The organism is Burkholderia sp. AU32262 (assembly GCF_020419985.1).
Lineage (GTDB): Bacteria > Pseudomonadota > Gammaproteobacteria > Burkholderiales > Burkholderiaceae > Burkholderia > Burkholderia semiarida.
The window spans coordinates 1-14,702 of the sequence record NZ_JAIZRS010000002.1 but is presented as its reverse complement, the minus strand read 5'-3'; the positions used below and the strand labels follow the sequence as shown (position 1 = coordinate 14,702).

The 14,702-nt window shown below is 63.3% G+C and carries 14 protein-coding genes; 10 read left to right on the top strand and 4 right to left on the bottom strand.

What is annotated here, in order from left to right; translation table 11 throughout:
* Window positions 1-12: 12 nt before the first annotated feature.
* From hutC to LGN10_RS01725, 3 genes are all read right to left on the bottom strand, one after another.
* Window positions 13-708 carry a histidine utilization repressor gene (hutC, locus tag LGN10_RS01735; RefSeq protein WP_059575266.1) on the bottom strand — a complete coding sequence of 232 codons (696 nt, stop codon included), beginning with the start codon at window positions 706-708 and terminating at the stop codon, window positions 13-15.
* Between the two features lie 181 nt (window positions 709-889).
* The gene (locus LGN10_RS01730; protein ID WP_226221409.1) at window positions 890-2,017 is read right to left on the bottom strand and encodes a porin; all 1,128 of its coding nucleotides are present in this window, start codon (window positions 2,015-2,017) and stop codon (window positions 890-892) included.
* Window positions 2,018-2,149: 132 nt separating this feature from the next.
* On the bottom strand, window positions 2,150-2,380 hold the full coding sequence (locus LGN10_RS01725) for a hypothetical protein (RefSeq protein ID WP_226221407.1): 231 nt from the start codon (window positions 2,378-2,380) through the stop codon (window positions 2,150-2,152).
* A gap of 742 nt (window positions 2,381-3,122) precedes the next feature.
* Here LGN10_RS01725 and LGN10_RS01720 point away from each other — a divergent pair.
* From LGN10_RS01720 to LGN10_RS01690, 7 genes are all read left to right on the top strand, one after another.
* On the top strand, window positions 3,123-3,269 hold the full coding sequence (locus LGN10_RS01720; protein WP_226094222.1) for a hypothetical protein: 147 nt from the start codon (window positions 3,123-3,125) through the stop codon (window positions 3,267-3,269).
* 91 nt (window positions 3,270-3,360) lie between these two features.
* Complete coding sequence (locus tag LGN10_RS01715) at window positions 3,361-4,050, top strand: ABC transporter permease (protein WP_059575273.1); 690 nt, start codon at window positions 3,361-3,363, stop codon at window positions 4,048-4,050.
* Entirely contained in the window at window positions 4,047-4,760 is a 714-nt protein-coding gene (locus tag LGN10_RS01710; protein ID WP_059575275.1) for an ABC transporter permease, read from the top strand. Before LGN10_RS01715 ends, LGN10_RS01710 begins: the two co-directional genes overlap by 4 nt.
* Window positions 4,761-4,793: 33 nt before the next feature.
* Window positions 4,794-5,561, top strand: a complete 768-nt coding sequence (locus LGN10_RS01705; protein WP_226221405.1) for an ABC transporter ATP-binding protein — start codon at window positions 4,794-4,796, stop codon at window positions 5,559-5,561.
* A 67-nt stretch (window positions 5,562-5,628) separates the two neighbouring features.
* Window positions 5,629-6,063, top strand: coding sequence for a cupin domain-containing protein (locus tag LGN10_RS01700; RefSeq protein ID WP_027813051.1), 435 nt, complete (start codon window positions 5,629-5,631; stop codon window positions 6,061-6,063).
* Between the two features lie 290 nt (window positions 6,064-6,353).
* On the top strand, window positions 6,354-6,491 hold the full coding sequence (locus LGN10_RS01695) for an HHHH-motif protein (RefSeq protein WP_164728222.1): 138 nt from the start codon (window positions 6,354-6,356) through the stop codon (window positions 6,489-6,491).
* 62 nt (window positions 6,492-6,553) lie between these two features.
* A complete protein-coding gene (locus LGN10_RS01690) occupies window positions 6,554-7,021 on the top strand; it encodes a DUF3761 domain-containing protein (protein WP_060311496.1) in 468 nt (155 codons plus the stop codon).
* Between the two features lie 106 nt (window positions 7,022-7,127).
* Here the strand turns inward: LGN10_RS01690 and LGN10_RS01685 are convergent, their stop codons facing one another.
* Window positions 7,128-8,483: a polyhydroxyalkanoate depolymerase gene (locus tag LGN10_RS01685; protein ID WP_124860799.1), complete on the bottom strand. Its 1,356-nt coding sequence runs from the start codon at window positions 8,481-8,483 to the stop codon at window positions 7,128-7,130.
* A 288-nt stretch (window positions 8,484-8,771) separates the two neighbouring features.
* On the opposite strand from LGN10_RS01685, the gene LGN10_RS01680 reads away from it, so the two are divergent.
* From LGN10_RS01680 to LGN10_RS01670, 3 genes are all read left to right on the top strand, one after another.
* A complete protein-coding gene (locus LGN10_RS01680; protein WP_226221404.1) occupies window positions 8,772-9,434 on the top strand; it encodes a glutathione S-transferase family protein in 663 nt (220 codons plus the stop codon).
* Between the two features lie 272 nt (window positions 9,435-9,706).
* A complete protein-coding gene (locus LGN10_RS01675; RefSeq protein ID WP_226221403.1) occupies window positions 9,707-11,569 on the top strand; it encodes a methyl-accepting chemotaxis protein in 1,863 nt (620 codons plus the stop codon).
* A gap of 479 nt (window positions 11,570-12,048) precedes the next feature.
* Complete coding sequence (locus LGN10_RS01670) at window positions 12,049-14,556, top strand: type VI secretion system Vgr family protein (RefSeq protein ID WP_226221402.1); 2,508 nt, start codon at window positions 12,049-12,051, stop codon at window positions 14,554-14,556.
* Window positions 14,557-14,702: the final 146 nt, after the last annotated feature.

The following is a 14,702-nucleotide window of genomic DNA, read 5'->3' as shown; positions in this document are numbered from 1 at the left end:
CGCGCATCGGCATCAGAAATGCCCGGTGAACCGGTAACGGCTGCCCGGGTGCCACAGATTGGCGACCGACGCGACCATCCCTTGCGACCACGTGCGCCGGTGCAGCAGCAGGCACGGCTCGCGATCGTCCATCGTCAGGTGGTGGCGCGTTTCGGCGTCGGGCATCGCGGCCTCGATCCGGTATTCGACACGCTGCAGCGGTGCGACGCGCGTCAGGTACTGGTTCGGCGTCGTCGTCGTGAAGTCCTGCAGCGCGTATTCGGGTGCGCAGGCCGGATTGACCCAGCGTTCCTCGAGTTGTACGGGCGTGTCGTTCTCGAAATGCAGCACGCGCGAATGGAAGATCGGGCTGCCGGCGTCGAGCCGCAGTTCGTCGGCGAGCTTCGCGTCGGCGACGGCCGCGCCGACCTGCAGCACCTGCGCGCGATAGCCGTGGCCGCGCGCGGCGACTTCGTCGGAGATGCTGCGGATCGCGACGAGCGTGGATTCGTATTTCGGCGACGCCACGTAAGTGCCCGAGCCGCGCGTGCGCGTGAGCACCTGTTCGGCGGTCAGTTCGCGCAGCGCGCGGTTGACGGTCATCCGCGCGACGTTGAATTCGCGCGCGAGCTCGTTCTCCGACGGCACCTGGTCGCCTTCCGCCCATTCGCCGGCATGAATGCGCGCGAGGATGAAGTCCTTGATTTCCTGATAGATCGGTGTGGTCATGGGATCACGATTCAGAGTCGGCGGCGGGCCGCCGCCGAATGCCGATCCGGCGCGCGCCCGGCGCCGAGTGTACCGGTTTCGCGGGCGCGCCGGCCCGGATTCCCCGAATGATCCCTGTTCGGCCGGCGCGCGTCCATGCGGGATTGCACAGAGCGGCCGGCCTTCGACAGCCCGCGCGCGGTCAGAACCGATGCCGGATGCCGACCGTTGCGACCACCTGCGTGCGCGTCGACGAAGCCGCGAGCCCCGTGACGTTCGCGAACCCGAGCGTCGCGCCCGACGGCACGCCGAACGCGTGCTGGTACACGGTTTCCGCGTACACGTCGGTGCGCTTGCTCAGCGCGTAGTCGGCCATCAGCGTCGCCTGGTGCCACTTCGGCCGGTGGCTGCCGGTTGCGTCGTCGTAGCGGCCGTCGGTGAACGTATAGGCGAGCGCGAACGAGACCGCCGGCGTCAGCGCGTAGCGCGCGTTGACCTCGTAGTTGTCGAAGCGCAGCGTGTTCAGCGCGCCGGGCAGCGACGACGCGGCCGTCTCGTCGAACATCGAGTGCGTCCACAACGCACCGATCGTCAGCCGGTCGAACGCATAGCTGCCGCCGGCGCCCATCACGCGCTGCCGGACGGCCGGGAAGTTCGGCGCGTCGTTCGTCGACAGTGCGCCGCCGGCCGTCAGGCCGCCGCGATTGAGTTGCAGGTACGCGGCGCCGAGGCTGACCGGCCCGTTCGCATACGACACGCCCGCGCTGTATGCGCGGTTGCTCGCGAAGCCGCCGGCCGCGTTGCTGAACCCGTACAGGCCGCCGAACTGCCAGCCGGCGAGCGTCGGGCTCGTGTATTTCACCGCGTTGTCGATGTAGAACGAATCGTCGATGTTGTCGTTGTCGAACGGATGCGACGCGAGGTTGTTGTCGTCGCCGTTGTTCGCCATCGCGAGCGGGCCGAGATAGTCGACCACGGCGTCGTATTGACGGCCGAGCGTCAGCGCGCCGTACCGGTCGCTCTGCAGCCCGACGTACGCGCGGCGGCCGAACGTCGTATTTCGATAGGACTGCGTGCCGTTGTTCAGATTGAAGCCGCTTTCGAGGCGGAACAGCGCGTGCAGGCTGCCGCCGAGATCCTCGTTGCCGCTCAGCCCGAAGATCGTATTGGACAGCAGCCCGCTGCCTTGCTGCCACGTGCTTTTGCCAGACTGGTTGTTCGTATAGGCGATACCGGCATCCAGCATCCCGTAGAGCGTGACGCTGCTTTGCGCGTGCGCGGCGGCGCTGAAGAGTGCAAGCGAGAGGGTTCCGACAACTGCTTTTTTCATTGCATGTATTTCCTGGAAAGGCCCGTTTCGACGGGAACGGCGATCCGTCACGCGTGCCCGCGCGGGCACACGTGTGCGAATCGATGAAAGCGGGAGCGCGTGACACGTGTCACGCGCGGCGGCGAATGCCGGCTAGTGCTGCAACAGGCGGATCGTGCCGAACTCGGCGGCCGGCAGCACGCGCATGATCGACAGGATCGCGGGCGACGCCTGCGAGCGCGCGACTTCGAGCTCGATGCACGCGCGCCCGGTGCGGCTGTCGAGCGCGGCCGTGTAGCAATTGAGCGCGGCGCCGACGGCCTGATGCAACTGGCGCCGCACGAGCGCAAGGTCGTCCGATTCGACGCGGATCGACAGCAGCACGAGTGCGTCCGCAGCACAACGACGCCGCGAACGGGCGAGCGGCAGACCGCGTGAAGCAGCACATTCGGTTCTGGTCGATTGCATGTGTTCATCCCCGGGTCGCATCGTGCTCCGCACCGCGGAGATCGCGTATCGGACATGGCGCTCATTCTAGGAAGCGCGGTGACGATGCGGTGTATAGACTCGCGCCCACCCTGAAAAGAACCCGTAAAAACGCCGTACGCCTGGTTTTGCCCCGACGTGTTCGGTGTTCTCGTAAAGGCATTCGCTTGCGGGGCGTGCGCGGGTACACGGCGAACTTGCGCCGCACATGCCAATCGCGGCCGATTCGGCCCGGGCATCCACCAGCGGAATCGCCATTCGCCCGCCCGCTGGTCGGGCCGGGAACGGTCAGCTCGGCGAACGGGAAACCTGGCGATGGCTGGATAAGTATAGACAAGTGAAGGCGCGTCCCTGGTCTGGAGCGATCGTTGGGAGAAGTCCCGTGTTTAGCTTGATGTGATGCGCAATTGGTTGAAAAACAAAGGAAAAATTTCATCGGTGAAAGAATCCACCGACGACTAGAGATAAACCCGGATTGCCGGGCATTCCTCGGAAAAGGCAAAGTTGTATGTACAACTTTGAGCGTCGCCGGAAGGGGCGATCGCCGGGTTGGCAGGGTTCGCGGCGGGGGCGCGGTGCCGGCGGCGCCGGCGCGGGCTGCCCGACAGGGCCCGCCCAGTTCGCCTCTGACAGGAACGCCATGAAGAAACTCGCGCTCAGTATTGCCCCCGCTTGCATCGCGGTCGGTGCCCATGCCAACGATGGGTCGACGATCCGCTTCGGTACTTCGCATTCGACGTCTACGGCGGTTGATCGGCCCGCGCGCCGCGCGCTGCGCCCGGGCTGATGAGCAGGCTGCATCACTCAGTGCGCAGAACTCGTTTGATGCGCGGTTAATGGCTATTGACGATCCAGCCACATCGTTCCGGATTCTTCATATGATCTTCCAAGGATTTGGCCCGCTGCTGTGGGCCGGCACGGTCGAGACCGTGAAGCTCGCGGTGCTGTCGCTCGCCGCGTCGCTCGTGCTGGGCCTCATCGGTGCGAGCGCGAAACTGTCGACCCACCGCATGCTCAAGTCGATCGGCACCTTCTATACGACGCTGATCCGCGCGGTGCCCGATCTCGTCCTGATGCTGCTGCTGTTCTACGGGATGCAGATCCTGCTGAACAACGTCACCGACGCGCTCGGCTGGCGCCAGATCGACATCGATCCGTTCGTCGCCGGCGTCATCACGCTCGGCTTCATCTACGGCGCGTACTTCACCGAAACGTTCCGCGGCGCGTTCCTCGCGGTGCCGCGCGGCCAGCTCGAAGCCGGCTTCGCGTACGGCATGAGCGGCTGGCGCGTGTTTCGCCGCATCCTGTTTCCGCAGATGATGCGCTTCGCGTTGCCGGGCATCGGCAACAACTGGCAGGTGCTCGTGAAGGCCACCGCGCTCGTGTCGATCATCGGCCTCGCCGATGTCGTGAAGGCGTCGCAGGACGCCGGCAAGAGCACGCTCGATTTCTTTTTCTTCACGCTGGCCGCGGGCGCGATCTACCTCGCGATCACGACGGTGTCCAACGTCGTGTTGCATCACCTCGAGAAGCGTTATTCCGTCGGCGTCCGGAGGCTTGCACTGTGATCGAACTCGTCAGCCAGTACTGGCAAAACTTTCTCTATACCGACGGCTACCGCTTCAGCGGCCTCGCGATCACGCTGTGGCTGCTGGTCGTGTCGATCGCGCTCGGTTTCGCGCTTGCCGTGCCGCTCGCGATTGCGCGCGCGTCGTCGAACCGCTGGATCTCGGGCCCCGTGTGGCTCTACACGTACGTTTTCCGCGGCACGCCGCTCTACGTGCAACTGCTCATGTGCTACACGGGCATCTACAGCCTGCAGGTCGTGCACGACCACGTGCTCCTCGACACATTCTTTCGCAACGCGATGAACTGCACGCTGCTCGCGTTCGTGCTGAACGAATGCGCGTATGCGACCGAGATCTTCGCGGGCGCGATCAAGGCGACGTCGGCCGGCGAGATCGAGGCCGGGATGGCCTACGGGATGTCGCGCTTCAAGCTCTATACGCGCATCATCCTGCCGTCCGCGCTGCGCCGCTCGCTGCCGAGCTACAGCAACGAAGTGATCCTGATGCTGCACGCGACGACGCTCGCGTTCACGGCGACCGTGCCCGACATCCTGAAGGTCACGCGCGACGTCAATTCGGCGACGTACATGTCGTTCCAGGCCTACGGCATCGCGGCCGTGCTGTACGCCGTCGTCGTGTTCGCGCTCATCTGGGCGTTCCGCAAGCTCGAGACGCGCTGGCTCGCGTACCTCGCGCCGCGCAGCCATTAACGCATTCGCAAGATCCGCAACGAAGGACCCAGCATGTACAAGCTTACCGTTGAGAACCTGCACAAGAAATTCGGCGACAACGAGGTGTTGAAGGGCGTGTCGATGAAGGCGAAGGCCGGCGACGTGATCAGCATCATCGGCTCGAGCGGCTCCGGCAAGAGCACGTTCCTGCGCTGCATCAACTTCCTCGAACAGCCGTGCTCGGGGCAGATCACGATCGGCAGCGAGCCGATCCAGACCACGCGCGACCGCAACGGCTCGCTGCGCGTGGCCGACCAGAAACAGTTGCAGCGCATGCGCACGAAGCTGTCGATGGTGTTCCAGCACTTCAACCTGTGGGCGCACATGACGGTGCTCGAGAACGTGATCGAGGCACCGATGGCCGTGCTCGGCGTCGGCAAGGACGAGGCGATCGCGCGGGCGCGCACGTATCTGGAGAAGGTCGGGCTCGCGCCGCGCGTCGAGGGCATGTACCCGTCGCACCTGTCGGGCGGCCAGCAGCAGCGCGTCGCGATCGCGCGCGCCCTCGCGATGGAGCCGGAAGTGATGCTGTTCGACGAACCGACGTCGGCGCTCGATCCGGAGCTGGTGGGCGAAGTGCTGAAGGTGATGCAGCAGCTCGCCGAGGAAGGCCGCACGATGGTCGTCGTCACGCACGAGATGGGCTTCGCGCGTAACGTGTCGAACCACGTGATCTTCCTGCATCAGGGAAAGATCGAGGAAGAGGGCGATCCGCAGCAGATTCTCGTGAATCCGAAAAGCGAGCGGCTCGGGCAGTTTCTGTCGGGGCGGTTGAAGTAACGCCCCGTTGCAAACTGGAACGCTTAATGCTTGTCTCGCGTGATCCTTTCGATGAAGGAGCACCGCGATGAGCACGCCGACCACCACTGCTTTTTCCCACGTGAAGCCGCAGGACACCGCCTTTCAAGGCGAGGGCCTGCGCGACTTCTTCCTGTACCGCGATCTCGGTATCGCCGCCGCGACGAACGGCAAGGTCGTCGCGCAACTCGTCAGGGCCAATCATGCACCGGAGGCGGGCACCGGCTGGCACCGTCACGAAGCCGAATTCCATATCGTGATCATGCTGAAGGGCTGGGCGCGCTTCATGTACGGCGAACAGGAAACGCTGGTGGCGGCCGGAGACTGCGTGCATCAGGCGCCGGGGATCGTTCACTACCTGTTCGACTACTCGCCGGACATGGAGTACCTGGAGATCGTCGGGCCCGCCGACTTCAAATCGATCGACGTCGACGGGCCGTGCGCGGTGCCGGAGCCGACGCCGTGGGGCGAGGCCGGTGCGTAGCGTGCCGGTTGGGTGTGCGTTTTCGACGAACCGCCTTCGGGCGGTTCTTTATTGCTCCGCCGGCATCCGCGACTTACCTTCCGCTTCGGCCTATTGATTCGAATTCCAAACGGCCCCGAAGCTGAAGAGTCGGAAAGAAGGGAAAGACATTCGTCAGCTTCGGCCGTCGATTGGCGACGCGATGTCAAAGATCGTCAATTGCATGCAGGTGCGGTGCACGGCCGGTCGACGACCGGCGTTAAGGAGGTACCAGCCGGATCACCGGCTGACCTATCCGGGAGAGTTTCACCATGAACCGCATCGCGAAGATCCTGACGGCAACCGCACTGGCTTGCGCCGTGCTCGTGCCGGCACTGGCCGAGGCGCATTCGCACCGCGTGTGCCACGTCGACCATCACCACCACCGCGTGTGCCGCTGGGTGCGGTAACCGTGGCTGTTCCCGGGGAGGTCCCGGACGCTTTCATCATTCAGGCAAATCAGGAGAGGACCATGAAAAAAACGATGTTGATTGCCGCGCTGGTCGCCGGCATGGGTGTGTCGATCGGTGCGTTCGCGCAGGTTCCGGCCAGCGCTCCGGCCGGCACGACCGGGCTGTGCAAGGACGGCTCGTTCTACTCGGGCGCGTCGAAGAAGGGCGCATGTGCAGGCCACAAGGGCGTGAAGACGTGGTACGGCGCATCGGCCGCTGCCGCGGCGAGCGCACCGGCCGCCGCGCCGGCAACGGCGGCTTCCGCCGCGCCGGCATCGGGCACCGCACCCGCGAAGAGCGCCGCCGCGACGACCGCGGCCGCAGCGCCGGGCGGCGGCGCGGGCAAGGTGTGGGCGAACGATACCTCGAAGGTCTATCACTGCTCGACCGACAAGTACTACGGCAAGACCAAGCACGGCAGCTACATGTCGGAAGCCGACGCGAAGGCGAAGGGCTACCACGCGTCGCACGGCAAGGCTTGCTCGTAACGAGCCGGCCCGGCGCGCGAGTGGTCCGCTCGCGCGTCGTCCGGATGCTGATGCAAACATCGCCCCGCCTTTCCGGTGGGGCGATTCACTGTGTCACTACCCGCGTTCAGTGCGCGTGATCCGATTGCGCTTCAATCGCCGTATCGATCCGGGCCGTGCGCGCATCGAGCAGCGCGCGCAGCGTGACGTAATAGGTGCCGCTTGTGTCGCCTTCCGCATCCGCGGTGCGATCGTACGGCTCGTTGTCGTGAATCGTCGCCCGCACGATCGGATAAATCTGCGTTTCCCACCGGCTGCCGTTGAACACGCCGTAGTGCCCCACACCCGTCTGTACATGGTGCGTCTTCAGGTACGACGGTAACCCCGAACACAGTTCCTGCGCGGCCACCGTCTGGCCCACTGCGCAGATATCGTCTTTCTCGCCTTCGACCGTCAACAGCGCGGTGCGATGAATCGCCGCCGGTTCGACGAGCGTGCCGTCGACGGTCAGCTCGCCGCGTGCGAGCGCGTACTGCTGGAACACCTTCTCGACCGTTTCCAGATAGAACTCCGCGGTGAGGTCGGCCGTCGCGAAATATTCGTCGTAGAAATGCCGCAACGTGTCGGCTTTCGCCGGGTCGCCTTTCGCGCGTTCGTAGTACAGATCGGCGAACGACGACGCATGCCGGTCCGGGTTCATCGACATGAACGCGCCGACCTGCACGAAGCCCGGATACACGCACCGCTGGGCGCCGACGAAACCCGCCGGCACCACGCTGATCAGGTTGCGCTCGAACCATTCGATCGGCTGGCTCGTCGCGAGTGCGTTGACCTTCGTCGGATTCACGCGGCAGTCGATCGGGCCGGCCATCAGCGTGAGGCTCGCGGGCTGCGCCGGATCGCCGCCGGCCGCCATCAGCGAGACCGCCGCGAGCGACGCGACGGTCGGCTGGCAGATGGCGAGCACGTGGGCGTCCGGGCCGATGTGACGGATGAAGTCGATCACGTGTGTGACGTATTCGTCGAAACCGAAACGCCCGGCCGCCAGCGGGATGTCGCGCGGGTTGTGCCAGTCGGTGATGTACACGTCGTGATCGGCCAGCATCGTGCGCACCGTGCCGCGCAGCAGCGTCGCGAAGTGCCCGGACATCGGCGCGACGATCAGCACGCGCGGCTGGCGCGCGACCGGCCGCGCCTTGCGGAAATGCAGCAGCGTCGCGAACGGCGTGGCCGCGGCCGCTTCCTCGACGATCGGCACCGTTTCGCCGTCGACGACGACCGACGCGATCCCGAACGGCGGCCGCCGATGCGAGAACGCGCAGCATTCGAGCAGTTCGCACAGCGCGTCGACCATGCGGCCCGTTGGCGTCGACGTCGCCGGCGGCCACAGCGACATCGTCGCGCGCGTGGCGGCTGCCCATGCACGCGCCGGGCGCAGGCATTCCGCAGACCATTGATAAAACGGATAGGCAAGCAGATTCATCAGACCGCCGCTCGTGACGCCGCATTGCAGGGAACGAGGCAAGCCGTATGCCAGCATGCGGCTGGCACGCGCGTTGCAGCGGTTCGGGAGCGCGGCGACGCGCGCGGTAGGTGATGAGCGGGCGAAGGCGATGCATTGCCTTGCTGGTCGGGCGCGCGACACCTGTCGCGATGCCGTGTGACGGTGCGCCACTTCGGCGAGCGGATTGCACGGGCGTGGTGCGCGCGGTCATGCGGCGCGTCCGTTTACGGTGCAGGGGCACGAACGACATTCAGCAGGGTGAGCGACATGGAATCCAACGCACGGACGACGCTGACCATCAGCAGCCGCAATTACTCTTCGTGGTCGATGCGCGGCTGGTTGCTCGCGAAGCTGAGCGGGCTCGCGTTCGAGACGATCAGCGTGCCGATCGATGCCGCTTCGCGCGCGGAGCTGCTGCTGCTGTCGCCGTCGATCCTCGTGCCGTGCCTCACGCACGACGGCAACGCGGTGTGGGACACGCTCGCGATCGCCGAATACCTGAACGAGATCCGCCCACAGGCGCGGCTGCTGCCCGACGACCGGCATGCACGCGCGCATTGCCGGTCGATCTGCGGCGAGATGCATTCCGGCTTCAGCGCATTGCGATCCGCGCTGCCGATGAACCTGCGCGGGCATTTCCCCGGCTTCCGGATCTGGTCGCGCGCGCAGCACGACATCGAGCGGATCGTGACCATCTGGCGCGAGTGCCTGGCCGAGTACGGCGGCCCATGGTTGTTCGGGGACGAGATCGGCATCGCCGACGCGATGTATGCGCCGGTCGTCACGCGCTTTTTGACCTATGACGTGAAGCTCGAACCGGACGTCGCCGAGTACTGCATGCAGGTGCTCGCGCACCCGTTCGTCGCCGAGTGGATCGACGCGGCGAAGGCCGAGCACGAAGACATCGACGAACTCGATATGGAGTTCTGACCTGACGCGGGCGATCGTGGCAGGCATTTCAATGCTCGTCGCGGGGGACGATGCGGCATCAAGAGCGCGAAACCGGCGCGTGACGATTTCCGTCGCGTATTGATTGGCGTTCAGGTTGCGCCGTTTCTGCCTATATAGGCGGCTGCATATGCCCGCCCATCAACGACATAACGAATCTCGAATGATCGCTATCTGAAATCAGCGATGCGTTTCTGCGCCCGCCTGCCGATAACCCAATCTGGCTCAGACCGAGCGGTTATCGAGGGTTCCCCATGCATTTCTGGCGCAAGCTTTCCATTCAGAACAAGCTGATTCTCAGCATGACGAGTTGCCTGCTCGTGTTCGTCGCGATTTCGAGCGGGCTCAGCGTTCGTCTGATCGGCAACGCGGTGCGCGATCGCGTCGTCCGCGAAGAACTGCCGACTGCCGTCAACGGCATCCGCGCCGACGTGCAGCGCCAGATGGCCGGCCCGATCGCCGCGTCGCGCATTCTCGCGCGCGATGCGTTCCTGCTGCAATGGGAAGCCGACGGCGAACCCGATGCCGGCACGCGTAACTGGATCCAGTTCGCGAAGAACGTGAAGGACGAGCAGAAAGCCGCGTCCGTGCAGTGGGTGTCGGTGAAGAGCGGCAACTACTACAACGAAGCCGGCCTGCAGCGGAAGGTGACCGACAAGGATCAGTGGCTCACCAGCTTCCTGTCGTCCGGCAAGGCGTTCGACGTGAACATGGATCGCGAAGTGACCGTCGGCGGATACATGATGTTCATCAACAGCCGCGTGGAACTCGACGGCGTGCCGGTTGGCGCGGCAAGCATGAGCCTGTCCGTCGATGCGCTCGCGAAGGGCATCTCCGCTTACCGGATCGGCGAGACCGGGTTTGCGTATCTCGTGCGTCCCGACGGCGCGATCATGATGCATCGCGTTACGTCGCTGATCGACGGCAAGCATTTTCTGAAGGATGAGCCGGGCCTGCCGGGCGATGCGTCGGCGACGCTGCTCGCCGGCAAGGCGTATGCATACCTGAGCTACGAGGGCGACGGCGGCGCGCGCTTCATCGCGACGTCGTTCATTCCGGAGCTGAATGCGTATGTGGTCGTCCAGGTGCCGCAGGCCGAACTGCTCGGGCCGGTGACGCGTGCTATCCGCAGCGCGGCGCTGGTCGCGGCGGTAGTGGGGCTTGGGGTTGCGTTGCTCGTGATCTGGCTGGTGGGGCGTGCGATTGCCGCGCCGATTCGCCGCGCGGCGACGCTGTTGTCGGAGATTGCCAGCGGTCAGGGCGATTTGACGCGCCGGATGGCGGTGGAGAGTGAGGACGAGATCGGGCAGTTGTCGGATGCGTTCAACCGGTTCGTGTCGTCGCTGTCGACGCTGGTTCATCGGATTCGCACAGCTTCGGCTTCGATTGCGACCGGGTCGGCGCAGATTGCTTCGGGGAATGCGGATCTCAGCGAGCGCACCGAAGGGCAGTCGAGCAACCTGGAGCGGACGGCTTCGTCGATGGAAGAGATCACGGCCGTGGTGCGCAACAACACCGAGACGGCGACGACGGCCGCGAAGATGATCAACGGCGCGGCGGATACGGCGGCGCGTGGCGGGCAGGTGGTGGGCGAGGTCGTGACGACGATGGAGCAGATCAGCAACGCTTCGCAGCGGATCTCAGAAATCATCGTGATGATCGACAGTATCTCGTTTCAGACGAATATCCTGGCGTTGAATGCTGCGGTGGAGGCGGCGCGGGCGGGGGAGCAGGGGCGCGGGTTTGCTGTCGTCGCTTCGGAGGTGCGGAATCTGGCGCAGCGTAGTGCGCAGGCGGCGAAGGAGATCAAATCGCTGATCGAGCATAGCGCGGGGACGGTGGGTGCCGGGTCGCGGCTCGTGAGTGAGGCGGGGAAGGTGATGAGCGATGTGGTGTCGCAGGTTCAGGGCGTTAGCGCGATGATGAGCGAGATTGCTGAGGCTAGTCTGGAGCAAAGTGCCGGGATCGATCAGATCGGGGATGCGGTGCAGTCGCTCGATCAGATGACGCAGCAGAATGCGGCTTTGGTCGAGGAAAGCGCGGCGGCCGCGGAGAGTTTGAAGCAGCAGGCGGCGGAATTGACGAAGCTGGTTTCGGCTTTTAAGGTGGATGAGTAGGGGCGATTTGGGGTTAGGAGTTGGGTGTTTCTGAGGGCGGCTGCCGTGGGGTCACGGTGGCCGTTTTTGCTTGTTGGCGCCGGATTCTGTGACGTTCTTTAACGATGAGCTTCGTTTCCAACTCGAAGATCGGGGAGGGGCGGTGGTACTTCTCGCGACTGCTGCGACAGAGCGGTTAAAGGTGGAGCGGTACTAGAGAAATGCGGTCACAGGTGAGTGGGATTTAACAATCGCTGATATTCCGTCTGATGGGGCACTCTACGATGAATCCACGTATTATCATATGATTATAGTGTAGCTTCGTCGAAAGAGGATTTGAAATAGCGAATCATCCGAGACGAATTTAATTAGCGCCTGATTCGTAGGGTAATTGAAGGAATAGAAAGTTACATTACAAGGGCGTCGAATTTAATATTTGCAAGTGCGGGTCTGAGAGGGTAGTGACAGCCGGACTTGTCGACACGTGACGGGGTATCCTCATGAGCGGGGGAGTATTACTGAAGGCCCTGCGTGGTGGGCACGCGCAGTTCGATCGCATCATCAAGCTTGACACGCCGCTTGGCGAGGATTGGCTCGTTCCGTTGTACGTTAAGCTCCATGCTCGCCTAGGACGCAATTTCGAGGTGGTTGTCGACGCCTCGTCGATCATGGGTGACAAGATCAAGCTCAATGCGCTGATCCTGAAGCCCGTCACGCTCTGGATTCGACAGACGGACGGCAGTTACTTGCCAATTCATGGCTATGTGCAACGGGCTCGTCGGTTGGGATACGACGGAACCGTGTCCTACTTTCAGCTTCAGTTCTCTTCTTGGCTGAGCTTTTTGAAGCTCAGCAGCGATCGGCGCGACTGGCAGGAAGCCGGTGGCTGGCAGATCCTGACAGATGTATTGAACAAGCACCCGCAGGCCTCCGGTAATTATGGGCAGGAGTTGCGCGGGGTGATGCGCTCGTATTCCCATCGCGTGCAGTGGGAGACCGACTGGAATTTCGTGCACCGGAGTCTGGAGGAAGTCGGGGTATTTATGCGCTTCGACTTCGCAAGCGATGGTCAATCACACAAGGTCGTCATGATGGACGATCTTTATTTTGGTCCTCCCTTGCCGAATTCCGAGATGAAGTTCAGTCATGCCGGTACGGACGAGGATTTCGACGGACTCACTCAGTTGAGTGAGCAGCAAGACGCGCAAAGCGAAACCCTCACCATTGGTACAGCCGACTACAAGCGGCCCGATCTCGACAAACAGGTCAGCATGCCGGCGGCGAATCTGGAGGAATTGCCAGGTCAAGGCGAAGACTACCTCTATACCGGTTCACAGACTTGGGCTGCTTCCGACGTTGGCGAACAACAGGCCCGAATTCGCACCGAGGAGTGGGCGTCCCGATCGAAGCGCTATTTCGCGATCGGCAGTCCGCGCTATGCGCTGCCCGGTTATTGGTTCAAGGTGGCGGGGCATCCCATCTTGGACATGCAGCCGGAGGAAGAGCGCGAGTTGTCGATCATCGCGAGCGACTGGCTGATTCAGAACAATCTTCCGGGCATGGACGCGCTGACGCGGTTTCCGCGCAGCTTGCGCAGCGAAATAGAGCAGGTCCAGGCGACCGGGGCCGGTGCGACCGTGAGCCACCGCGATGGAGGTGTCGGATTCTTCCATGTAGAGATCGAAGCGCAACGCCGTAAGACGCCGTTCCGCAGTCCGTTCGAGCACAAGAAGCCGGAAATGCACATGCAGACGGCGATCGTAGTGACGGACAGCGATGAGGAAATCCTGACCGACGATGGTAACCGTGTGCGGGTCCGCACATCGAACAGCCGGAACGATCGCAATACGAAGTCGACGTCGTGGATTCGCGCAGCGATGCCGGACGCGGGTGCAAAGCGTGGCGGCTATTTCCCATTGCGCAAGGGTGATCAGGTACTCCTAGGGTTCGTGAACGGTGATTGTGACCGGCCGGTAATCATGTCGAGGCTGCACGGGGGCGCAACAATGCCGGTCTGGCATACGCACGGCCTCCTGTCTGGATTTCGGTCCCGTGAATACGGCGGCGACGGCTTCAATCAACTGGTCTTGGACGACGCGAGCGGTCAGAATCGAGTTCATCTTTACTCGTCAAGCTACAGCTCTCATCTGCATTTGGGTTACCTGATTGAGCAGTCCGACAACACGCGCGGGTCGTTCGTCGGTAGCGGCTTCGATCTCAAGTCGGAGGCGCATGGAGCGATTCGGGCAGTGCAAGGCTTGTCAATCTCGACCCACGCGGCTGCTGTGCAACCGATGAACGTGTCGGCAGCAACTGACCAGCTTGCGGCTGCGGAAGCTGTGTTCGAGACAGTCTCGCAGGCGAGTGAGACGAACCGGGCCGAGAGCCTGCGGGACGGCAGTGATGCGCTGAAGGCCTTTACCGAGATGACGCAGGGTAGCGTTCCGGGCGTCACCAAAGGGGGGCGAACGGCCGGCGGTGGCACGGGAAATGCCAGCGGCTTTGCGAAGCCGGCCATGCTGCTGTCGAGTCCGGTCGGTGTCGGGATTTCAAGCCAGCAATCCCTTCACGCTTCGGCGAATCAGCAGGTCAATCTGGTATCGGGAAAGAATGTCAACCTCGCGGCCGGGAAGTCGCTTCTCACGAGCGTCATGGACAAGATCAGTCTGTATGCTCAAAACCTCGGAATCAAGATCTTCGCGACCAAAGGCCCTGTCGAAATCCAAGCTCAGAACGATGCGCTGACGATGCTTGCGCAACAGGACATCATGATCGAGAGCGCGTCCGGACGGGTGGTTCTGCGCGCGGAAAAGGAGCTGATTCTCAACGTCGGTGGGTCGTATATCAAGATCACGCCGAGCCTGATCGAGAACGGGACGTCTGGCCAGATTCTCGAAAAATGCGCGTCATGGGACAAGCCGAGTGCGTCGACCATGACGTTACGCGACCCGCTGAACGGCACGCCGGTGTCGAAGCACGGTGGTTATGCGGACGATTTTTCAGGCTGACCGGGATTCAACCTGTTCCGAGCCTATCCGAACCTTTGTGTGTGAGGCATAAACTGATGGCCAAGGAGCCACGTTATGCCACGCAAACGTAAGGAAGAAGCGACCGTAGAACCGGGCAAGGGCTTGAACCTGGACCCGGAACTGAT

Coding starts and splice junctions, on each gene's coding strand:
- hutC (WP_059575266.1), bottom strand. CDS start 708: ATGACCACACCGATCTATCAGGAAATCAAGGACTTCATCCTCGCGCGC.
- LGN10_RS01730 (WP_226221409.1), bottom strand. CDS start 2,017: ATGAAAAAAGCAGTTGTCGGAACCCTCTCGCTTGCACTCTTCAGCGCC.
- LGN10_RS01720 (WP_226094222.1), top strand. CDS start 3,123: ATGAAGAAACTCGCGCTCAGTATTGCCCCCGCTTGCATCGCGGTCGGT.
- LGN10_RS01715 (WP_059575273.1), top strand. CDS start 3,361: ATGATCTTCCAAGGATTTGGCCCGCTGCTGTGGGCCGGCACGGTCGAG.
- LGN10_RS01705 (WP_226221405.1), top strand. CDS start 4,794: ATGTACAAGCTTACCGTTGAGAACCTGCACAAGAAATTCGGCGACAAC.
- LGN10_RS01700 (WP_027813051.1), top strand. CDS start 5,629: ATGAGCACGCCGACCACCACTGCTTTTTCCCACGTGAAGCCGCAGGAC.
- LGN10_RS01695 (WP_164728222.1), top strand. CDS start 6,354: ATGAACCGCATCGCGAAGATCCTGACGGCAACCGCACTGGCTTGCGCC.
- LGN10_RS01690 (WP_060311496.1), top strand. CDS start 6,554: ATGAAAAAAACGATGTTGATTGCCGCGCTGGTCGCCGGCATGGGTGTG.
- LGN10_RS01685 (WP_124860799.1), bottom strand. CDS start 8,483: ATGAATCTGCTTGCCTATCCGTTTTATCAATGGTCTGCGGAATGCCTG.
- LGN10_RS01680 (WP_226221404.1), top strand. CDS start 8,772: ATGGAATCCAACGCACGGACGACGCTGACCATCAGCAGCCGCAATTAC.
- LGN10_RS01675 (WP_226221403.1), top strand. CDS start 9,707: ATGCATTTCTGGCGCAAGCTTTCCATTCAGAACAAGCTGATTCTCAGC.
- LGN10_RS01670 (WP_226221402.1), top strand. CDS start 12,049: ATGAGCGGGGGAGTATTACTGAAGGCCCTGCGTGGTGGGCACGCGCAG.